Annotated in this window: 15 protein-coding genes and 1 pseudogene; 6 read left to right on the top strand and 10 right to left on the bottom strand. The window is 69.7% G+C overall.

Going from position 1 to position 15,243, the window contains the following annotated elements:
• Positions 1 to 3: 3 nt before the first annotated feature.
• From AIF0345_RS15495 to AIF0345_RS15475, 5 genes are all read right to left on the bottom strand, one after another.
• On the bottom strand, positions 4 to 423 hold the full coding sequence (locus AIF0345_RS15495) for a type II toxin-antitoxin system VapC family toxin (protein WP_285296634.1): 420 nt from the start codon (positions 421 to 423) through the stop codon (positions 4 to 6).
• Complete coding sequence (locus AIF0345_RS15490) at positions 420 to 653, bottom strand: FitA-like ribbon-helix-helix domain-containing protein (protein WP_285296633.1); 234 nt, start codon at positions 651 to 653, stop codon at positions 420 to 422. Before AIF0345_RS15490 ends, AIF0345_RS15495 begins: the two co-directional genes overlap by 4 nt.
• Positions 654 to 725: 72 nt before the next feature.
• Positions 726 to 1,415: a hypothetical protein gene (locus tag AIF0345_RS15485; protein ID WP_268918591.1), complete on the bottom strand. Its 690-nt coding sequence runs from the start codon at positions 1,413 to 1,415 to the stop codon at positions 726 to 728.
• A 148-nt stretch (positions 1,416 to 1,563) separates the two neighbouring features.
• The gene (locus tag AIF0345_RS15480) at positions 1,564 to 2,838 is read right to left on the bottom strand and encodes a PLP-dependent transferase (RefSeq protein WP_404975949.1); all 1,275 of its coding nucleotides are present in this window, start codon (positions 2,836 to 2,838) and stop codon (positions 1,564 to 1,566) included.
• Positions 2,839 to 2,931: 93 nt separating this feature from the next.
• Positions 2,932 to 4,323: a MalY/PatB family protein gene (locus tag AIF0345_RS15475; RefSeq protein WP_285296632.1), complete on the bottom strand. Its 1,392-nt coding sequence runs from the start codon at positions 4,321 to 4,323 to the stop codon at positions 2,932 to 2,934.
• A 386-nt stretch (positions 4,324 to 4,709) separates the two neighbouring features.
• Here AIF0345_RS15475 and AIF0345_RS15470 point away from each other — a divergent pair, with 386 nt between their 5' ends.
• Both AIF0345_RS15470 and AIF0345_RS15465 read left to right on the top strand, forming a co-directional pair.
• Entirely contained in the window at positions 4,710 to 4,961 is a 252-nt protein-coding gene (locus AIF0345_RS15470) for a hypothetical protein (RefSeq protein WP_285296631.1), read from the top strand.
• Positions 4,958 to 5,161 carry a hypothetical protein gene (locus tag AIF0345_RS15465; RefSeq protein WP_285296630.1) on the top strand — a complete coding sequence of 68 codons (204 nt, stop codon included), beginning with the start codon at positions 4,958 to 4,960 and terminating at the stop codon, positions 5,159 to 5,161. Before AIF0345_RS15470 ends, AIF0345_RS15465 begins: the two co-directional genes overlap by 4 nt.
• A 39-nt stretch (positions 5,162 to 5,200) precedes the next feature.
• On the opposite strand, the gene AIF0345_RS15460 is transcribed toward AIF0345_RS15465, so the two are convergent.
• The 3 genes from AIF0345_RS15460 to AIF0345_RS15450 form a co-directional block, all read right to left on the bottom strand.
• Complete coding sequence (locus AIF0345_RS15460; RefSeq protein WP_285296629.1) at positions 5,201 to 6,817, bottom strand: hypothetical protein; 1,617 nt, start codon at positions 6,815 to 6,817, stop codon at positions 5,201 to 5,203.
• Positions 6,818 to 7,609: 792 nt separating this feature from the next.
• The gene (locus AIF0345_RS15455) at positions 7,610 to 9,013 is read right to left on the bottom strand and encodes a hypothetical protein (protein WP_285296628.1); all 1,404 of its coding nucleotides are present in this window, start codon (positions 9,011 to 9,013) and stop codon (positions 7,610 to 7,612) included.
• Positions 9,014 to 9,151: 138 nt separating this feature from the next.
• Positions 9,152 to 10,567, bottom strand: a complete 1,416-nt coding sequence (locus tag AIF0345_RS15450) for a hypothetical protein (RefSeq protein WP_285296627.1) — start codon at positions 10,565 to 10,567, stop codon at positions 9,152 to 9,154.
• Positions 10,568 to 11,029: 462 nt separating this feature from the next.
• Between AIF0345_RS15450 and AIF0345_RS15445 the strand changes: the two genes are divergently transcribed.
• From AIF0345_RS15445 to AIF0345_RS16765, 3 genes are read left to right on the top strand one after another with little or no spacing between them, the layout of a single operon-like run.
• Complete coding sequence (locus AIF0345_RS15445) at positions 11,030 to 11,509, top strand: hypothetical protein (protein WP_285296626.1); 480 nt, start codon at positions 11,030 to 11,032, stop codon at positions 11,507 to 11,509.
• 14 nt (positions 11,510 to 11,523) lie between these two features.
• Positions 11,524 to 11,901, top strand: a complete 378-nt coding sequence (locus AIF0345_RS15440; RefSeq protein ID WP_285296625.1) for a hypothetical protein — start codon at positions 11,524 to 11,526, stop codon at positions 11,899 to 11,901.
• A gap of 36 nt (positions 11,902 to 11,937) precedes the next feature.
• Positions 11,938 to 12,207 (top strand): ribbon-helix-helix protein, CopG family, encoded by a 270-nt coding sequence (locus tag AIF0345_RS16765; protein WP_353962053.1) that lies wholly within the window; start codon positions 11,938 to 11,940, stop codon positions 12,205 to 12,207.
• Positions 12,208 to 12,248: 41 nt separating this feature from the next.
• On the opposite strand, the gene upp is transcribed toward AIF0345_RS16765, so the two are convergent.
• A complete protein-coding gene (gene upp / locus AIF0345_RS15435; protein WP_043563999.1) occupies positions 12,249 to 12,887 on the bottom strand; it encodes a uracil phosphoribosyltransferase in 639 nt (212 codons plus the stop codon).
• Between the two features lie 143 nt (positions 12,888 to 13,030).
• Positions 13,031 to 13,519: pseudogene (locus AIF0345_RS15430) on the bottom strand (response regulator transcription factor); the annotation flags it as partial.
• A gap of 107 nt (positions 13,520 to 13,626) precedes the next feature.
• Here AIF0345_RS15430 and AIF0345_RS15425 point away from each other — a divergent pair.
• Positions 13,627 to 14,370, top strand: a complete 744-nt coding sequence (locus AIF0345_RS15425) for an FtsX-like permease family protein (protein WP_285296624.1) — start codon at positions 13,627 to 13,629, stop codon at positions 14,368 to 14,370.
• Positions 14,371 to 15,243 lie beyond the last annotated feature (873 nt).

Genomic DNA, 15,243 nt, shown 5'->3' with positions numbered 1-15,243 from the left:
CGGCTACTCGTGCCACGGGTTGATCAGCTCGATGCCGGTCTGCGCGAAGTTCTTCGTGTCCCGGGTGGCGCAGGAGGCGCCGTGCGCCCGGCAGATCGCGGCGATCTGTGCGTCGGCCATGCTGATCGGAAGTCCTGCGTGCTCCCGCGCGGCGAGGATGGTGGCGTAGTGCTCGGCCGCGCTGCTGTCGAAGGCCAGTATCGCCCGGGTGCTCCGGTAGGTTCGCACGGTGGTGCTCACTGCCGTGCTCAGCGTCTCCCTGCGTCTGCCGTTCGGGAGGCGGCGCACGCCGGCCAGCAGCTCGGCAAGCGTGATCGCTGTGATTGCGACGTCATCCGCGAGGGACTCCAGCCATACGGTGACGCGGGTGTCCGGGTGCGGCCTGAAGACTTCCGAGAGCACACTCGTGTCGAGAATGATCATCCGAGATCCATCGTCCGTGCCGTATCCGTGCGAGTCGGCACCGGAAGATCCTCGATCCCGCCTGACTCCCGCACTGCGCGCATGAGCGCCAGCCCAATATGGGGCTTGCGCACGGCACTTGTGAGAATGGCCCGAGCCTCCGCCTCCATGGAGCGGTTGTTCTCTCTCGCCTGGGCGGCGAGCTGCTTCTTCACGGACTCGTCCAGGCCGCGGATAACAATGGACGGCACTGCCTCCCCTTTGTGCGCTATCACTAGTGATAGCGCACAAAGGGGAGGCAGTGCCGGAGAGGCGCTGCGGGCTCAGTCGGTCCAGACGATCCCCTTGAGGAAGGCGTTGAACTCGTCCTCGCTCAGGGTGGGCTGGTCGGACTTGTCGAACGCCTTGGCGGTGATGACGAAGGTCTGCCCGTTGTGGGTGACGACGGCGCCGCGCTCGGCAACGTAGCCGCTGTCGTCGGACAGACTCCCCTCACCGGAGAAGGTCTGCGCGGTCTCGCCATCGACGGTCGCCTCGCCGGTGGCGGCGAAGTCGTCCGGGTCCACGTTGATGCTCTCGGCATCCTTCTCAATGACTCCCTCGACGGTGGTGGTCGCGTCTCCCAGGCGGACCAGGTAGCCGCTGACGGAGCCCGTGTTGCTGAGTTCCTCGGCGCTGGCCGCGGTTGCGAACAGCAGCCGGTCGGAACCGATGTCGTCCGTTGTCAGCGAGTGGCCCTCGGGGATGTGGGTGACTATGAGGTGCGGTGCGACCTGGTTGTCCTCCGGCGCGCTGTAGCTCGCGGTTGGTGGGGTCGTGGGGGACTCGGTGGCTTCGGTGGGGGCGTTGTGCGCGGCTTCAGGGGAGGCGGCGTTCGTGGTGGCCCCTGCGGGGGCGTTGTTCGTGGCTTCCTCGGAGGCGCTGGGGCCGTCCGTGGTCGTGCTTGTGGAGCATGCCGAGAGCGAGAGTGCGAGCACGGCGGCTCCGGCAACAGCGATGAGGCGACTGTTCATGAGAGTTCTTCCGTGGTGGGGACCGACATGATGCAACTCATAATAACGGCCCGGTAAAAGCTGGTGGTCGGTACTGGGGGGGGCGAGGACCCGTGCGCGGCGCGCGCTCGACCGATCTCGAGCCGGAGATCGACCGGTCTCGGCGAGGTCAGCCGGCGCTCCCGGCGCTCCTGGTTCTCCCCGCGGCCCCGGCCGCCGTCAGCGCCCGCTCCAGGTCGGCCACGAGGTCGTCGGGGTCCTCGATGCCCACGCTCAGGCGCAGCAGCCGGTCGGTCAGCCCGTAGGCGGCGCGCGTGGCCGGCGGGACGTCGGCGTGGGTCTGCACGCTCGGGCAGGTCACCAGCGACTCCACCCCGCCCAGCGACTCGGCGAAGGCGAACACCCGCACCGCCCCCAGGAAGGCCGCGATATCGACGTCGTCGGCCGGCTCGAAGGAGACCATGCCCGAGCGCCCCGGGTAGAGCACCCGGGTGACGCGCGCGTCCGCCTCCAGGAGGGCCGCCACCCGGCGGGCGTTGGCCTCGTGCCGCGCCATGCGCAGGGACAGGGTCTTCAGGCCGCGCAGCAGCAGGAAGCAGTCGAAGGGGCCGAGCGTCGCCCCGGTGGTGTTGAGCCGGTACATGAGCCGCTCGCCCAGGTCGGGGTCGGCCACGACGAGGGCGCCGGCCATGACGTCGTTGTGCCCGCCCAGGTACTTGGTGGCCGAGTACACGACGACGTCGGCCCCCAGCTCCAGCGGCCGGCGGACGACCGGGGTGTAGAAGGTGTTGTCCGCCACCAGCAGCGCCCCGGCGTCGTGCGCCCAGCGCGCCGCCCGCGCTATGTCGATCTCGGCCATCATGGGGTTGGTCGGCGACTCGATGACCACCAGGGAGGCCGGGCGGCCCAGCGCCTCGCGCAGACCCTCCTCGCCGATGACGAAGTCCACCTCGCAGGCGCCGTCCTCGGCCAGTGCCCGCAGGTAGCGGTAGGTGCCGCCGTACAGGTCCTCCAGCGCCACGACCCGGCCGCCGCGGGGGGCGAGGGTCTCGACGGCGAGCTGGATGGCGGCCATCCCGGAGGACAGGGCGAAGCCCGCCGCCCCGCCGTCGAGCCGCGCCAGCGTGTCCTGCAGGACGTCGCGGGTGGGGGAGGCCGTGCGCGTGTAGTCGTAGCCGGTCGACTCGCGCAGCCCCGGGTGCCCGAAGGCGGTCGACAGGTGGATGGGGGTGGTGATCGCGCCGGTCGCGGGGTCGGTGGCGGTGCCGGCGTGGGCGAGCAGCGTGTCGAGCCTCCAGGTCGGGGGCTGCGCCGGCCAGGAGGCGTGGTGCTGGATCGGCATGGTGCGGCAGCCGGAGCGGTCCTCGAGGGCGCTGTGGGCGCTGTGGGCGCTGCGTGCGGGGGCCGCGGGCTCCGACGAGCCGGGGCGGGCGGGGGCGGTCATGGTGCGGTTACTCCTGGGGCTGGTGTGAATAGCGACCGAGATCGGTACGGAACCGAACCGATCTCGAGCCGGAATACGACCGATCTCGGCGAATTAGGCGGCGGTGGAGACGACGGCGGGGGCGGCGGCAGCAGCGCCGGTACAGGCCCGGCCGGCCTGGTGAGCCCGGCGCCTCTGTCGGGCCAGCAGGGCGGTCACGCCGGCTTCGAGCCGGTCCAGGGCCTCGTCCAGGGTGGCGCGCGGACAGGCGACGTTCATGCGGGTGAAGCCCCGCCCGCCGGCCCCGAAGATCGCGCCGTCGTCGAGCCACAGCCCGGCCTCCTCCAGGATGAATCCGTCGAGCTCGTCCGCCTCCAGCCCCGTGGCCGCGAGCAGGCCGGTGCAGTCCAGCCACAGCAGGTAGGTGCCCTCGCACGGGGCGGCCTCGACGCCGGGCACGACCGCCAGGCGCGCGGCGACGTGCTCGCGGGCCGCGGCGATGTGCTCGCGCAACTCGTCCAGCCAGGCGTCGCCGCCCTCGTAGGCGGCGCGGCAGGCGACCAGCCCGAGCGCATTGGGCTGGGAGTAGCCGACGGCGTCGAGCTCGGCGCGGAAGCGGGCGCGCAGGGCGGGGTCGGGGACGAGGATGTTGGCGACCTGCAGGCCGGCGAGGTTGAAGGCCTTCGACGGCGAGGTGCAGGCGATCGTGCGGACGGCGACCTCCTCGCCGAGCGAGGCGAAGGGCGTGGTGCGGTGGTCGGGCAGAGCGAGGTCGGCGTGGATCTCGTCGGCCACGACGACGACGCCGTGGCGGCCGGTCACCTCCGCGAGCTCGGCCAGCTCGTCGCGCGACCACACGCGCCCCACCGGGTTGTGCGGGTTGCACAGGAGCAGCAGCCGCACGCCGGTGCGCTCCAGGGTCGCCTCCAGGGCGGCGGCATCGCGCCGATAGACGCCGTCGGCGTCGCGGGTCAGCGGGACCGAGGCCACCGTGCGGCCGGCTGCCTCGACGATCTCCCGGAAGGGGTAGTAGACGGGCTCCTCGATGACGACGGCGTCGCCGGGGGCGCTCAGGGCGCGCACCGCCAGCGCCAGGGCGGGCACGACCCCGGGGGTGATCACGTTCCAGGCGGGGTCGATCCGCCAGCCGTAGCGGCGGGAGAACCAGCCGGTCAGGGCGGCGTTGTAGGCGGCGTCGGGCTCGGAGTAGCCGAAGATGCCGTGGCGCACCCGCCACAGCAGGGCGGAGGTCACGCAGGGCGCGGCGACGTGGTCCATGTCGGCCACCCACAGGGGCAGGGCGTTGGCGGGGCGGCCGCGCTCGGCGGCGAAGTCCCACTTGAGGCTGCCGGTGCCTGTGCGGTCGTGGACGAGGTCGAACTGGGAGAGGCCGGGGCCGCCGGAGGGCCCCGTGCCGAGGGCAGGGATAGCGGCCGGGGTGCGGACTGGGCGCAGGGGCGAGCCGAGGGCGGCGTTGGCTGAGGTGGCTGAAGGGCGGGCGGACATGGCTGACGGATCCTTGAGGACGGCGCGCGGGACCGCGCACGAGGCGGCGGGCGCGCGAAAGAACGGGGGTGAAGATGAACGCGGACCGCCGGGGACGCGGCGGACGCGGAGTGCGACGAGCGGGCGGGGTGCGGGGCTCGGACTCTGACCGTTATTCGTGCTACAGCGACGGCTGGCGCTGTCAGCGCATGCGCATTCGACGCACGACCTGGGCGCGCACCGGCAGGGCACGGGTCGTGGGCGTCGCAGCAGTCATGCCATGAGCATAGTGCGAGGGACGACGGTGTCAACCGCGTGCGGCGGGGCGGGGTGGCCGCGGTCGCCGGAGCACGGTAGTGCGATCTGTGTCCTGTTCCTGCTTCTCGGTTCCGACCCTGGAGGTTCCTATGGCGATGATGCCCAACCTCTACCGCGCTGCGCTGGTGGCGCCTCAGACCACCGCTAGGACCTGCTACACGGATATGTGCGGATTCGACGGGGTGTCCAATCCTTGTTCTGGTGTGATCAAGGCGATTACCGACGGGGCGTGGCTCTCGCCGGCTGCGGATGAGTGGTGGGAGAAGGCCGAATACGTGGAAAATCCCGACGAGGTGGTGGAGGAGAGTCTTGTCTTGAGTGCGTATGTTTATGATGTGTGACTGACGCTGACCGTCCCTCGCCGACCACGCCGATGGACCTGCTCGACACCGCCCTGGAGCGCGCCGGCGCGATCATCGACTCCACAGCCCTGAGGATCCCGCACCCGCTCGACCCGCAGACCGCCTCGCCCACCCCCACGCCCTGCGCCACCCGGACGCCCTCCACCGAGCCCCCCAAGGAGGACGACGCAGAGGGGTGAGGCGCGCAGGAAGTACCGGACAGGAAGTACCGGAGCGCCTCAGGCGGGCTCGTAGGTGGTGAGGGTGCCGTCCTTGGGCGAGTAGCCGACTGCCATGCTGGGGTTGGCGAAGATGAGGTGGTCACCCCTGGTCGGGTCGAGGCCGGTAAAGTCGATGCTCTTCCCGGTCTTCGCGTTGACCATGGCGTAAACGCGCCAGAACTGCCCGCCGTCTCCGGCGTCGTAGAACCACACCACTCGGCTCCCGTTCGAAGGGCTGGCCTGCGGCATCTTGCAGTCGCTATCCACTTTGCCATTGCGATACTTGTGGATCTCGGGAGAGTCGAATGATGCTCCGTGATCCATGGTGACGCTCGCGGTGCATTCTTTTCTGTTCGCGGTGTACTCGCCCACCCGCTTGCCCTTCGGGCCGTCCTCATCCTCTCCGCTGAGCCAGGTCGAGATCTCGCTCAACGAGAGCAGAGTTCTCGGGGGCAGCAGAACGTAGGTGCTCCTGTCCAAGCCGCTCTCGATGGCGGTGTCGCCGACCCTCTTGCCGTCGGGCTTGAAGGTGTACAGGTGTCCGTCTTGGAAGTCGCCGTCGTAGGTCTGCACGGCCCAGCCGTCCTGGGCGACCACGCCATAGGCGCGAGGGGCGTCGGGCACGTCGAGCGTGAAGGAGTCGCCGTTGTCGATGTTGATGACTGTTGCGCCGGTGATGACGTAGTGCTTGCCGTCGCGCACAATAGTGTTTTCAGGTGTTTGCGCGTCCTTGTCGACGTCGACGCTCCAGGCCTTGCCGCCGTCCTTCTTCCAGGCGGTGCACGACCCGTCTTCGCACCTGAGGGCGAGGCCGTTGACAATGGATGCCGCTCCCGAGTCCCATGGCGCGTCGTGATGCTCGCCGGTGGCGACGTCGTAGAGCGTGCTGCCGACAACAATGGTGTCGTCGCCCCAGAACCTGATCGTGGTGCTCGAGGTGTCGGTGACGGTGGCGTGCCAGGACTCGCTGGTCTGGCCGTCGGTCAGGGAATAGCCTTTGAGTCTTTTCTCCCCGCTGCCCGAGGGGCCGCTCCCGCTCAGCGCGGCGAGGAATGACCCGTCCGGGGACACCGCGACGGTGGCGTCCTTCATGATCGTGGAGGAGCCCGTCTGCCTCGCCCCGTCGGCCCACTGGTCGGCGGGTACGGCGGCGGCGGGCTCATAGGTAGTGCCGCGGTCGCGCAGCACGAACCACCAGGCGGCGGTGCCGCCCCCGGCCACGAGCACGACGACGAGGGCGACGACCAGGACGATGAGCCCCCTGCGCCGTCGTCGGGGCGGCCGTGCGAGCAGGGCGCCGGGCATGGGCTGTTGGTAGACCTGGGTTTGCGGGGGCACCGGCTGCTGGTAGGGCTGCGCCTGAGTGGGCGCGGGCTGCTGGTAGCCGGACGGCACAGGTTGCTGGGCCTGCCCCGGAGCGGGCTGCTGGTAGGGCTGCTGCTGACCCGGCACCGGCTGCGGGTAGGGCGGCTCCTGCGCGTTCGGCCGGTATGAGGAGTACGGCTGCGGGGCCGGTGGGTAGGACTCGTAGAGCCGCGAGGCAGCCCTATTTTCTGCGGATGCGCCAGGGTTCGACGGCGGGTAGGAGCCGCCGCCGGAGCGCGGTGCCTGGTGCGAAGGATGCGCCTCAGTCATATCGCCATCGTATGGTCACCTGCCGCACGGCGGGGAGGCCTTGGGGCGTCTGATCTCTCTGGCCGAGACGAGCGGCCTCGGCCGGCGGGCCTGTTGGCAATGAGAGCGCCGCCCCTGGACGGGGCATCCGGCGCCGACGAACAGCACGACCCCGCTCCTGGACGCGATACCTGGCTGCAGGAGGCCGCAATCGCGGTCCGTCTTGCCGGCATGATAGAGATCGACCCGGAGGCGTCGAAGGAGCTGCCGCGGCGCCCTGCAAAGTGATCATCCCATCTCGGAGTCAGCTATCGAGACGGCTGACTCCAGGCCGGCAGGCGCCCGCCAGTTTCCGCGAACCGATCTCGGCGCGGAACCGGACCGATCTCGGCGCGGAACCGGACCGATCTCGGCGGAGGGGACGGCGGGGCAGCGGGCGGGAGGCGCGAGCGGGTGCGGCATCCGAGCGACCTCGCGCCTGAGCGAAGCACGCCGGACGTGAACGTACCTTCGCAGCACCAACGTACCTTTCTCCCATCCTTCTGAGGCCTACTCCCAGAAGGATGGGAGAAAGGTACGTTCACGCGACGAACCTCCGTTGACGTTGGACGCACGGGCCTCGGGCGCTCGGCCTGCGCCCGGCTGGAATCAAGCATCCAGACGTCCGATCTCCGGGCGGGCGACTGCGCGACTGCTGGGCCTACGGGTGGATGGGCGGGGGTCTGCGGACCACCGGCGCGCACCCGGGGATGTCGGATCGTGGCGCCCCGTGGGAGAACCTCAGTCCCACCGACATCGTGTGGGCGCGTACGCCTATCGGGGAGAGGCGGGCGTGTAGCCGGCGAGGGTGCCGTCCGTGGGGGAGTAGCCGATGATCTGTCCCGGGGCGGCTATGGTGAAGGTGGCGCCGTTGGCGGGGTCCATTCCCTCGAAGGTGATCTGCTCGCCTGTGGCGGCGTTGTACATCAGTGAGAAGGGTGCGGCATTCGTGACCTGCCTCATGCCCACCGTCACGACTTTCGCGGTGTCGGAGACTGCGGCGGTTTTCTGATCGAGGCAGGGGAAGGCGTTCTTGTCCAGGCCGGACATGTCGATCGTGGTGCCGTTCGACATCTCGATCTTCTGCACGCAGGAATCCTCGTCGCCATTGATGATCATCGCCCCGACCACCGTGCTGTAGTCGCGGTCGAGCCATATTCTCCGGTAGTCGTCCTTCGTGGGCGTGCTCGGGTAGTACAGCGGGTAGGTACTGGTGGTGAGGGGGTCCGGCGCGTTCTGCGTGGACGTGGGGTCGCCCCCGGCTGGGCCGTAGAAGGAGAGGTGCCACTGAGTCGAGGAGTTCGCCATCACATCGTAGTAGGTGGAGATGCTGGTCCAGCCCTCGTCCGTGTACGCGATGACGTAGATGCCGGGCGGATCGTCCGGTATTGAGAAGTCGACGACCTGCCCGGTATCGATATTGATCACGTAGTGATGGGCGATAACGACGTACTTCGAGCCTCCCAGGGTGATTGGCTCCGTCTGGTTGAGGCCGTCTTTGCTAATGCCTGCGGCGGCGTCGGCATCCTTCAGCGAAAGGCCCTTGACAGCGTCGTGGACGGTTGAGGACCAGGCGGGCTCGGTGGCGCCCTCGCGGTAGCCGGCGCAGGTGGTCTGCTGGCAGGCGATGACGATGTCCTCGTTGTTGACGACGACGGGGACGGCGTTGTCGGGCCAGGGGGTGTCGCTGGTGGCGCCGGTGGTGATGTCGTAGAGGGTCCGGCCGTGGATGAGGGTGTTCTTGCCCCACAGGAGGAAGGAGGGGTAGATCGGGTTGCTGTCCGAGCTGTCGGCAGGGACCGAGTCACCTGAGGTGTCCACGGCGGCGGTCCACGCCTGGGTGACGCCGGAGCCGTTCATGGTGTAGGCGGTCAGGGTGGAGGTCCGGGGGTCGTCGCCGGTCTTGACTGAGAAGAGGTGGTCGGGGGTGGTGAAGACCGAGGCGCCGGCGTCGATCGTCGTCGACCACTGTCGAGCGGCGCCGCTCGCCCACGAGTCCGACGGGGTGCCTGCCTCTTTCCCTGCGCGGGGTGGCCGTGCGTAGTTGACGTCTCCGGCGATCAGCCTGCCGCCCACGACGACGCCGCCCAGGGTCAGCGCTCCGACGATCACGGCGATGACCACGGTGCGCGGATCTGTGCGTGCGCGGCGGCCGGGGCCGGGTGCGGGTGGACTCATGACCTCGATGGTAGCGGCGCCCAGATGATTGATCCCAACAGAGCGCGGGCCGGGCCCTCGGCTCCCTTTCGCCGAGATCGGTCGTATTCCGCGCCGAGTTCGGTTCAGGGGCCTGGTGGGCGTCTACTGGGCGTGCGCCTACTGGGAGGAGGTGGGCGTGTAGCCGGTGAGGGTGCCGTCCGTGGGGGAGTAGCCGATGATCTGCTTCGGGGCGGCCACGGTGAAGGTGGCGCCGCTGGCGGGGTCCATTCCCTCGAAGGCGATCTGCTCGCCAGTGGCGGCATTGTACATCAGCGAGAAGGGAACCGCATTCGTGACCTGCCTCATACCCACCATCACCACATCTCCGTTGGTCGAGACCTTGGTGGCCTCCCTTTCCAGGCAGGGGAAGGCGTTCTTGTCCAGACCGGTCACGTCGATCGTGGTGCCGTTCGACATCTCGATCTTCTGCACACAGAGCTTCTTGTTCTCTTCGGCGGCGGTTACTGACCCGGCCAGCGTGCTGTAGTCATGGTGGAGAAACATTCTCCGGTGGTCGTCCTTCGTGGGCGTCCGCGGGTAGTACAGCGGGTAGGTGGTGTCGGGGGGATCTGGCGTGTCCTGCGTGGATGTGGGCTCGCCCCCGGCCGGGCCGTAGAAGGAGAGGTGCCACTGCGTCGGGGACTTCGCCGCCACATCGAAGTAGGTGGAGGCGATGGACCAGCCCTCGTCCGTGTGCCCGATACTGTAGACGCCGGGTGGATTATCCGGCACGGAGAAGTCGACGACCTGCCCGGTATCGATGTTGATCACATAGTGGTAGGCGATAATGACATACTTCGCGTCGGCCAGGGAGACCGCATTCGTGTAGTTGGGGTCGACCATCTTGGTAATGCGCGCTGCCGCGTCGGTCTGCGCGGGAGAGCCCGGGACCGCGTCATGGACGGTTGAGGACCAGGCGGGCTCGGCGGCGCCCTCGCGGTAGCCGGCGCAGGTGGTCTGCTGGCAGGCGACGACGACGCCCTCGTCCTTGACGACGACGGGGACGGCGTCGGCAGGCCAGGGGGCGTCGCTGGTGGCGCCGGTGGTGATGTCGTAGAGGGTCCGGCCGTGGATGAGGGTGTTCTTGGTCCACAGGAGGAAGGAGGGGTAGATCGGATTGTCCTCTGCGCCGCTCACGGCTACTGAGTCCGCCGAGGTGTCCACGGCGGCGGTCCACGCCTGGGTGACGCCGGAGCCGTTCATGGTGTAGGCGGTCAGGGTGGAGGTCTGGGGGTCGTCGCCGGTCTTGACTGAGAAGAGGTGGTCGGGGGTGGTGAAGACCGAGGCGCCGGCGTCGATCGTCGTCGACCACTGCCGGGCGGCGCCGCCCGCCCACGAGTCCGACGGGGCGTCGGAGTCGAGGTTCTCTTCCACGCGGGGCGGCCGCGCGTAGTTGACGTCTCCGGCGATCAGCCTGCCGCCCACGACGACGCCGCTCAGGGTCAGCGCTCCGACGATCACGGCGATGACCATGGTGCGCGGATCTGTGCGTGCTCGGCGACCGGGGCCGGGGGGCGATACGGGCAGACTCATGGCCACGATGGTAGAGGCACGGTAAAGGCGCTGTGCCCCTGGCCGACGAATACCCGATGGGTAGAAGTGCCGATACGGGGAGGCGGGGGATACCGCCGCCGACGGCGGGGCTCTCGGTCGGCCTTGCTGCTCCCGACCCGCATTCCTCGGCTCGAAGACCTTGGTATTCCGGGCCGAGGGCCCTGGTGTGGGGTGGCGTGTGCTGGTAGCGTGTGGGTTGTTCGCGTTGTCCCTGTGTCTGGGGGTTGCTGTGCGTACGGTTCGTTGGTGTGGGGCTGCTGCTGGTGCGGCGGCTGTGGTGCTGGTGCTCGGCGGGGCGGCTGGGTGCTCTTCTGGTGATGCGGGCGCGGGCGCGTCGGTGCCGCAGTACTCGCCGGACGACGGCGGTGGGGTGTCGGCCAGTGCGGGGGTGGGGGGGGGGCTGACGGGTCCTCGGCGGAGGCGTCCGCTGGTGCGGGTGCTGTGGCGACGGGTCTGACGGCGGAGTCGCTGTCGGACCCGCAGATCGAGTACACCATGGTGTCGGTCCCCGAGGGTCTGGACCCTGCGCAGAGCGAGGTGCTGGCGGCGTTCGTGGCCTATGACCAGGCCACATGGAAGGCCGTGCGGGACATGAACGGCACCGCGCAGGTGGAGGCCACCATGACCGGCCAGAGGCTGACGGACTTCATGACGAATTACAAGGATCAGGAGGCCAAGGGCCAGCATGTTGAGGGCTCTGCCAGCACCGAGGTCTGGACGGTGGACCTGATGCCGAACAACTTCACGGCGTCGGTGGGGACCTGCACCGACATGACCAAGGCGAGGGTGGTGTCGGCATCGGGCGAGGACCAGACGTCCGAGGAGGTCCCGCACCGGTTCCCCATGACCTACACCCTGGTGCGGAGCGGCTCGGGCTGGAAGGTCGCCGGCTCCTCTCACGGAGATGCTGACCAGTGCTGAAAGGAACCCGAGTCATGATCGCGACGGCGAGGCGATGCGGCGCGGCCTTCATGGTGGTCCTGGCGGCCGCACTGGTTTTTATGGCTGCGCCTCCGGCTTACAGCGAAGACACGAAGGCCTACTCCGGTCAGGCTCCGGACGGCAGCGCGCAGATCTCTGTGTCGGTGACCTACGAGTCGGCCGCATCAGGCTCAGACGGCGGTGGCGGCGGCGTGACGGCATCGACCCAGACCGTAACAGCGACCGTCCTGCCGGCGTGCTATCACGAGCCCATGTGGACCGGTAAAAGTCTCGCGGATGATGTCCGCAACCACAGCATGGTCTTTGGACTGCTTGGTGCTTCTCGGACAGTGCCTGCCCCTGTTTTCCATCAGCCTGGACGACCGGTGTGAGGCCGGCGCGAAGCCTGGACTGCAGGCATAATTCCGGTGCTCAGTGCTCCCATCTCTGTCCGGCTCTCTTCGGAACTGCGTGAGCGTGTCGCTGTGCCTGCGTGCGCGACTCGTCGCAGCCAGGGTGACATCGTGCGGGAGGTACTTGAGCGCGGCCCGCCGTCGCTGGAGTGGGAACTGAGAGCTGCCGATCGTGCTGCTGCTCACCGGGCGGACCTTGTCGAGACCATTCCCGCTGAGAAGGCCGACCGATTGCCTGGTTTCGAGGGTGAGCCCGCCGCTGACGCGCTCGAGTCCGCGTCGTGACGAGCCGGCGACTCGAACGGGCGCGAGCCCCGCGCCGGGCGTCAGTCGATAATGCCGTAGAGCCGGTCGCCGGCGTCGCCCAGGCCCGGGACGATGTAGGCGTGCTCGTTGAGCCGCTCGTCCTTGGCCGCCGTGACGACGGTGACGTTCGCGCGGCCGCCCACGGTGGCCTCCAGGGTCCTGAGGCCCTCAGGGGCGGCGATGAGGCAGATGGCGGTGACGTCGCGGGCGCCGCGCACCAGCAGGTACTCGATCGCGGCGACCAGGGTGTGACCGGTGGCGAGCATGGGGTCGATGACGAAGCACTGGCGGCCGGACAGGTCGTCCGGCAGGCGGTTGGCGTAGGTCTCGACCTCAAGGGTGTCGTCGTCGCGCCGCATGCCCAGGAACCCGACCTCGGCCGTGGGCAGCAGGCGGGTCATGCCCTCCAGCATGCCCAGGCCCGCCCGCAGGATCGGCACGACGAGGGGCCGCGGCTCGGCCAGACGCAGGCAGTGGGCGGTCGCGACCGGGGTGGCGATCTCGACCTTCTCGACGCGCACCTCGCGGGTGGCCTCGTAGGCCAGCAGGGTGACGAGCTCGTCCACCAGCTGGCGGAAGACCGCCGACGGCGTCGTCCGATCACGCAGGACGGAGAGCTTGTGATCGATGAGCGGATGATCGGCAACATGAAGACGCATGAGATCAGCCTACGGGGTGCGGGCCCGCCGGACGCGCCGAACCGTTGCCGCCCTTGCGGCCATGAGTCGCTTACTACGCTCCTTTGTTCCTTACTGTACGGCGGGGAGGAGCGTAGTAAGGGACAAAGGAGCGTAGTAAGCGGTCAGGCGCGGGCGCGCAGCCAGGCGAGCACGGCTCGCACGCGCCGGTTCTCCTCGCCCGGCGGCAGGTCCAGCTTGAGGAAGATGTTCGCCACGTGCTTGGCGACCGCCCCGTCGGACAGCACCAGCCGCCGCGCGATCTGCCCGTTGGACAGCCCCTCCGCCATGAGCGCGAGCACCTCGGTCTCCCGCGGGGTCAGGCGCGCCAGCTGCGGGCCAGCGGAGACGGAGCTCACTGCGCCGGCGGCCCCGGGGACGTCCGACGCCCCGCGCACCCCCGCGTGCATCAGGTGCGCCAGGGCCTCCGGGTCGATGACGACGCCGCCGGAGACCACCACGTCCAGGGAGCGCAGGAAGTCGCTCACGCGACCCACCCGCTCCTTGAGCAGGTAGCCGACCGAGCCGTCGACGCCCTCGAGGAGCTCGCCGAGGTACGGGCCGGCCACGTAGGCGCTGAGCACCACCACCGGCAGCCCCGGGTGCGCGGCGCGCCGCCCGCGCCCCCGAGGTCGCGCTCCTGAACGGCTGGGCCGGGCACGGCGCCGGGAACAGCCGCGGGGACGAGGAGCGGACCCGGGGGCCGAGCCGCGTCCTCGGCGTGCTCGTGCGCCTGGCCGCGGTGGCCGGGCTCGTCGCGCTCATCGTCGCCAACCGCCGCACCATCCGCGCCGCTGGCGCGGGAAGCGATGACGCCGCCAACGCCGCCGTGTTCGCCGCCCTCGGCATGGTCGTCCTCGTGTGCCTGCTCACCCCCTGGCTCGTCCCCTGGATGCAGAGGGCGGTGGCAGCCCTGCCCGTCCCCGGCACCGTCTGGCGGGTGGCGGCGCGGACCGCGGCGCTCGAGTCGAGCCACTCCTCGACCACCGTCCTGCCCTTCCTCGTGGCGATCGGGCTGGTCGTCGTCCTCTTCGGCGCCAGGTCGCTGGGCCTGACCGGCATGAGGCTGTCAGGGTTCCTGGTCATGTTCGGGCTCGCCCTGCTCGTGGCCTGGAGCGGCGGCGTCGCCGTCATCGCCATGAGCGCCGGGCACCGGCGCCGCGACGCCGCCCTGCTGCGCGCCGCCGGGGCCCGGGAGGGGGCCGTGCTCGCCGCCCAGGTCCTCGAGGGGGTGATCCACGCGCTCACCGCGGTCCTCCTCGGCGCCCTCATCCTCGTGGCGGTGGGCCCGATCATGAGCGAGGGCTCCGGCCTGGGAACCGCCGTCATCCTCGCCCACGCGCCGTGGTCCGAGCTCGGCGCGGTCGCGGTCCTGACCCTGGTTACCACGTGCCTCGCCGTCGTCGTCTCCTCCCGGGCCCGCCGCGGGCAGGGCATCGGGCAGGCCCTGCGTGCGTGGGACTGAGGGGCCGATGCGTGCCGCGCGTTTCCCGGCGGAGTGGGGGCGGGGCCTATGCGGGCGGCGTCCCCCTCCTTCGTCGAGACCGGTCGTATTCCGCGTCGAGATCGGTCCGGTTTCACTGGCGCCACACCCGGATCGGCAGACCCGGTGGCGACCGGCGCGCCACCAGGCCCGAGAGCTCGACGGTGCCCGCCGGCCGTCGTCGTCGACATTCTTGACGCCTGCGCATTCGCCTGGTCCCGTACAGAGCGCGAGGAGGGTGGTACGACTGCGAGAAGGCGCCGCCTGGACGGGTTCCGTAGCCCAGACGATTGATTCCGGGCGTGGCGGTGCGGGCCGGGGCGGGCGGGGAGCCTCAACCTCAACGGAGGTTCGTCGCGTGGACGTGCCTTTCTCTCATCCTTCTGAGGTCTACCCGCAGAAGGATGAGAGAAAGATACGTTGGTGCTGCGAAGGTACGTTCACGTTCCGGCCCGTTCCGTACGGGCGCCGGGGCGCTGCGCCCGCTCGCAGTCTTCGGGGCCCGTCCCGGCCGGCCCTTGAGGCGGGTGCCGGTGGATTGCGGCGTCCGGTGGGCTCTTCGGGCCGGCTCCGGCGCGGAGGCGGCCCGATCTCGGCGAAGGGGGTGCGGGGGCGGGTGCCGGGGTGCGGGCCGGCTGCGGGTCGCCGTCGGTGTTGACGGCCCGACCCCCGCCTCGCCAGGACTCAGTCGTCAAGTGGTGCTGCGCGGTGGAAAAAAGGTGGCTCCCACGCACTTTTAAGGCGCTCAGCGGTCTTGGGCGCGGCGGGGATCGGCGTGATTCTGCGGTTCTGCGACGAGGGCAGGGCGGGGGTCGGCGCTAAAAGTGCGTGGGAGCGACCTTTTTCGGTCAAGTT

Source organism: Actinomyces israelii (genome assembly GCF_030253495.1).
Classification (GTDB): Bacteria; Actinomycetota; Actinomycetes; order Actinomycetales; family Actinomycetaceae; genus Actinomyces; species Actinomyces israelii.
Note: the sequence above shows the minus strand (reverse complement) of the source record. Positions and strands in the feature narration are given on the sequence as shown.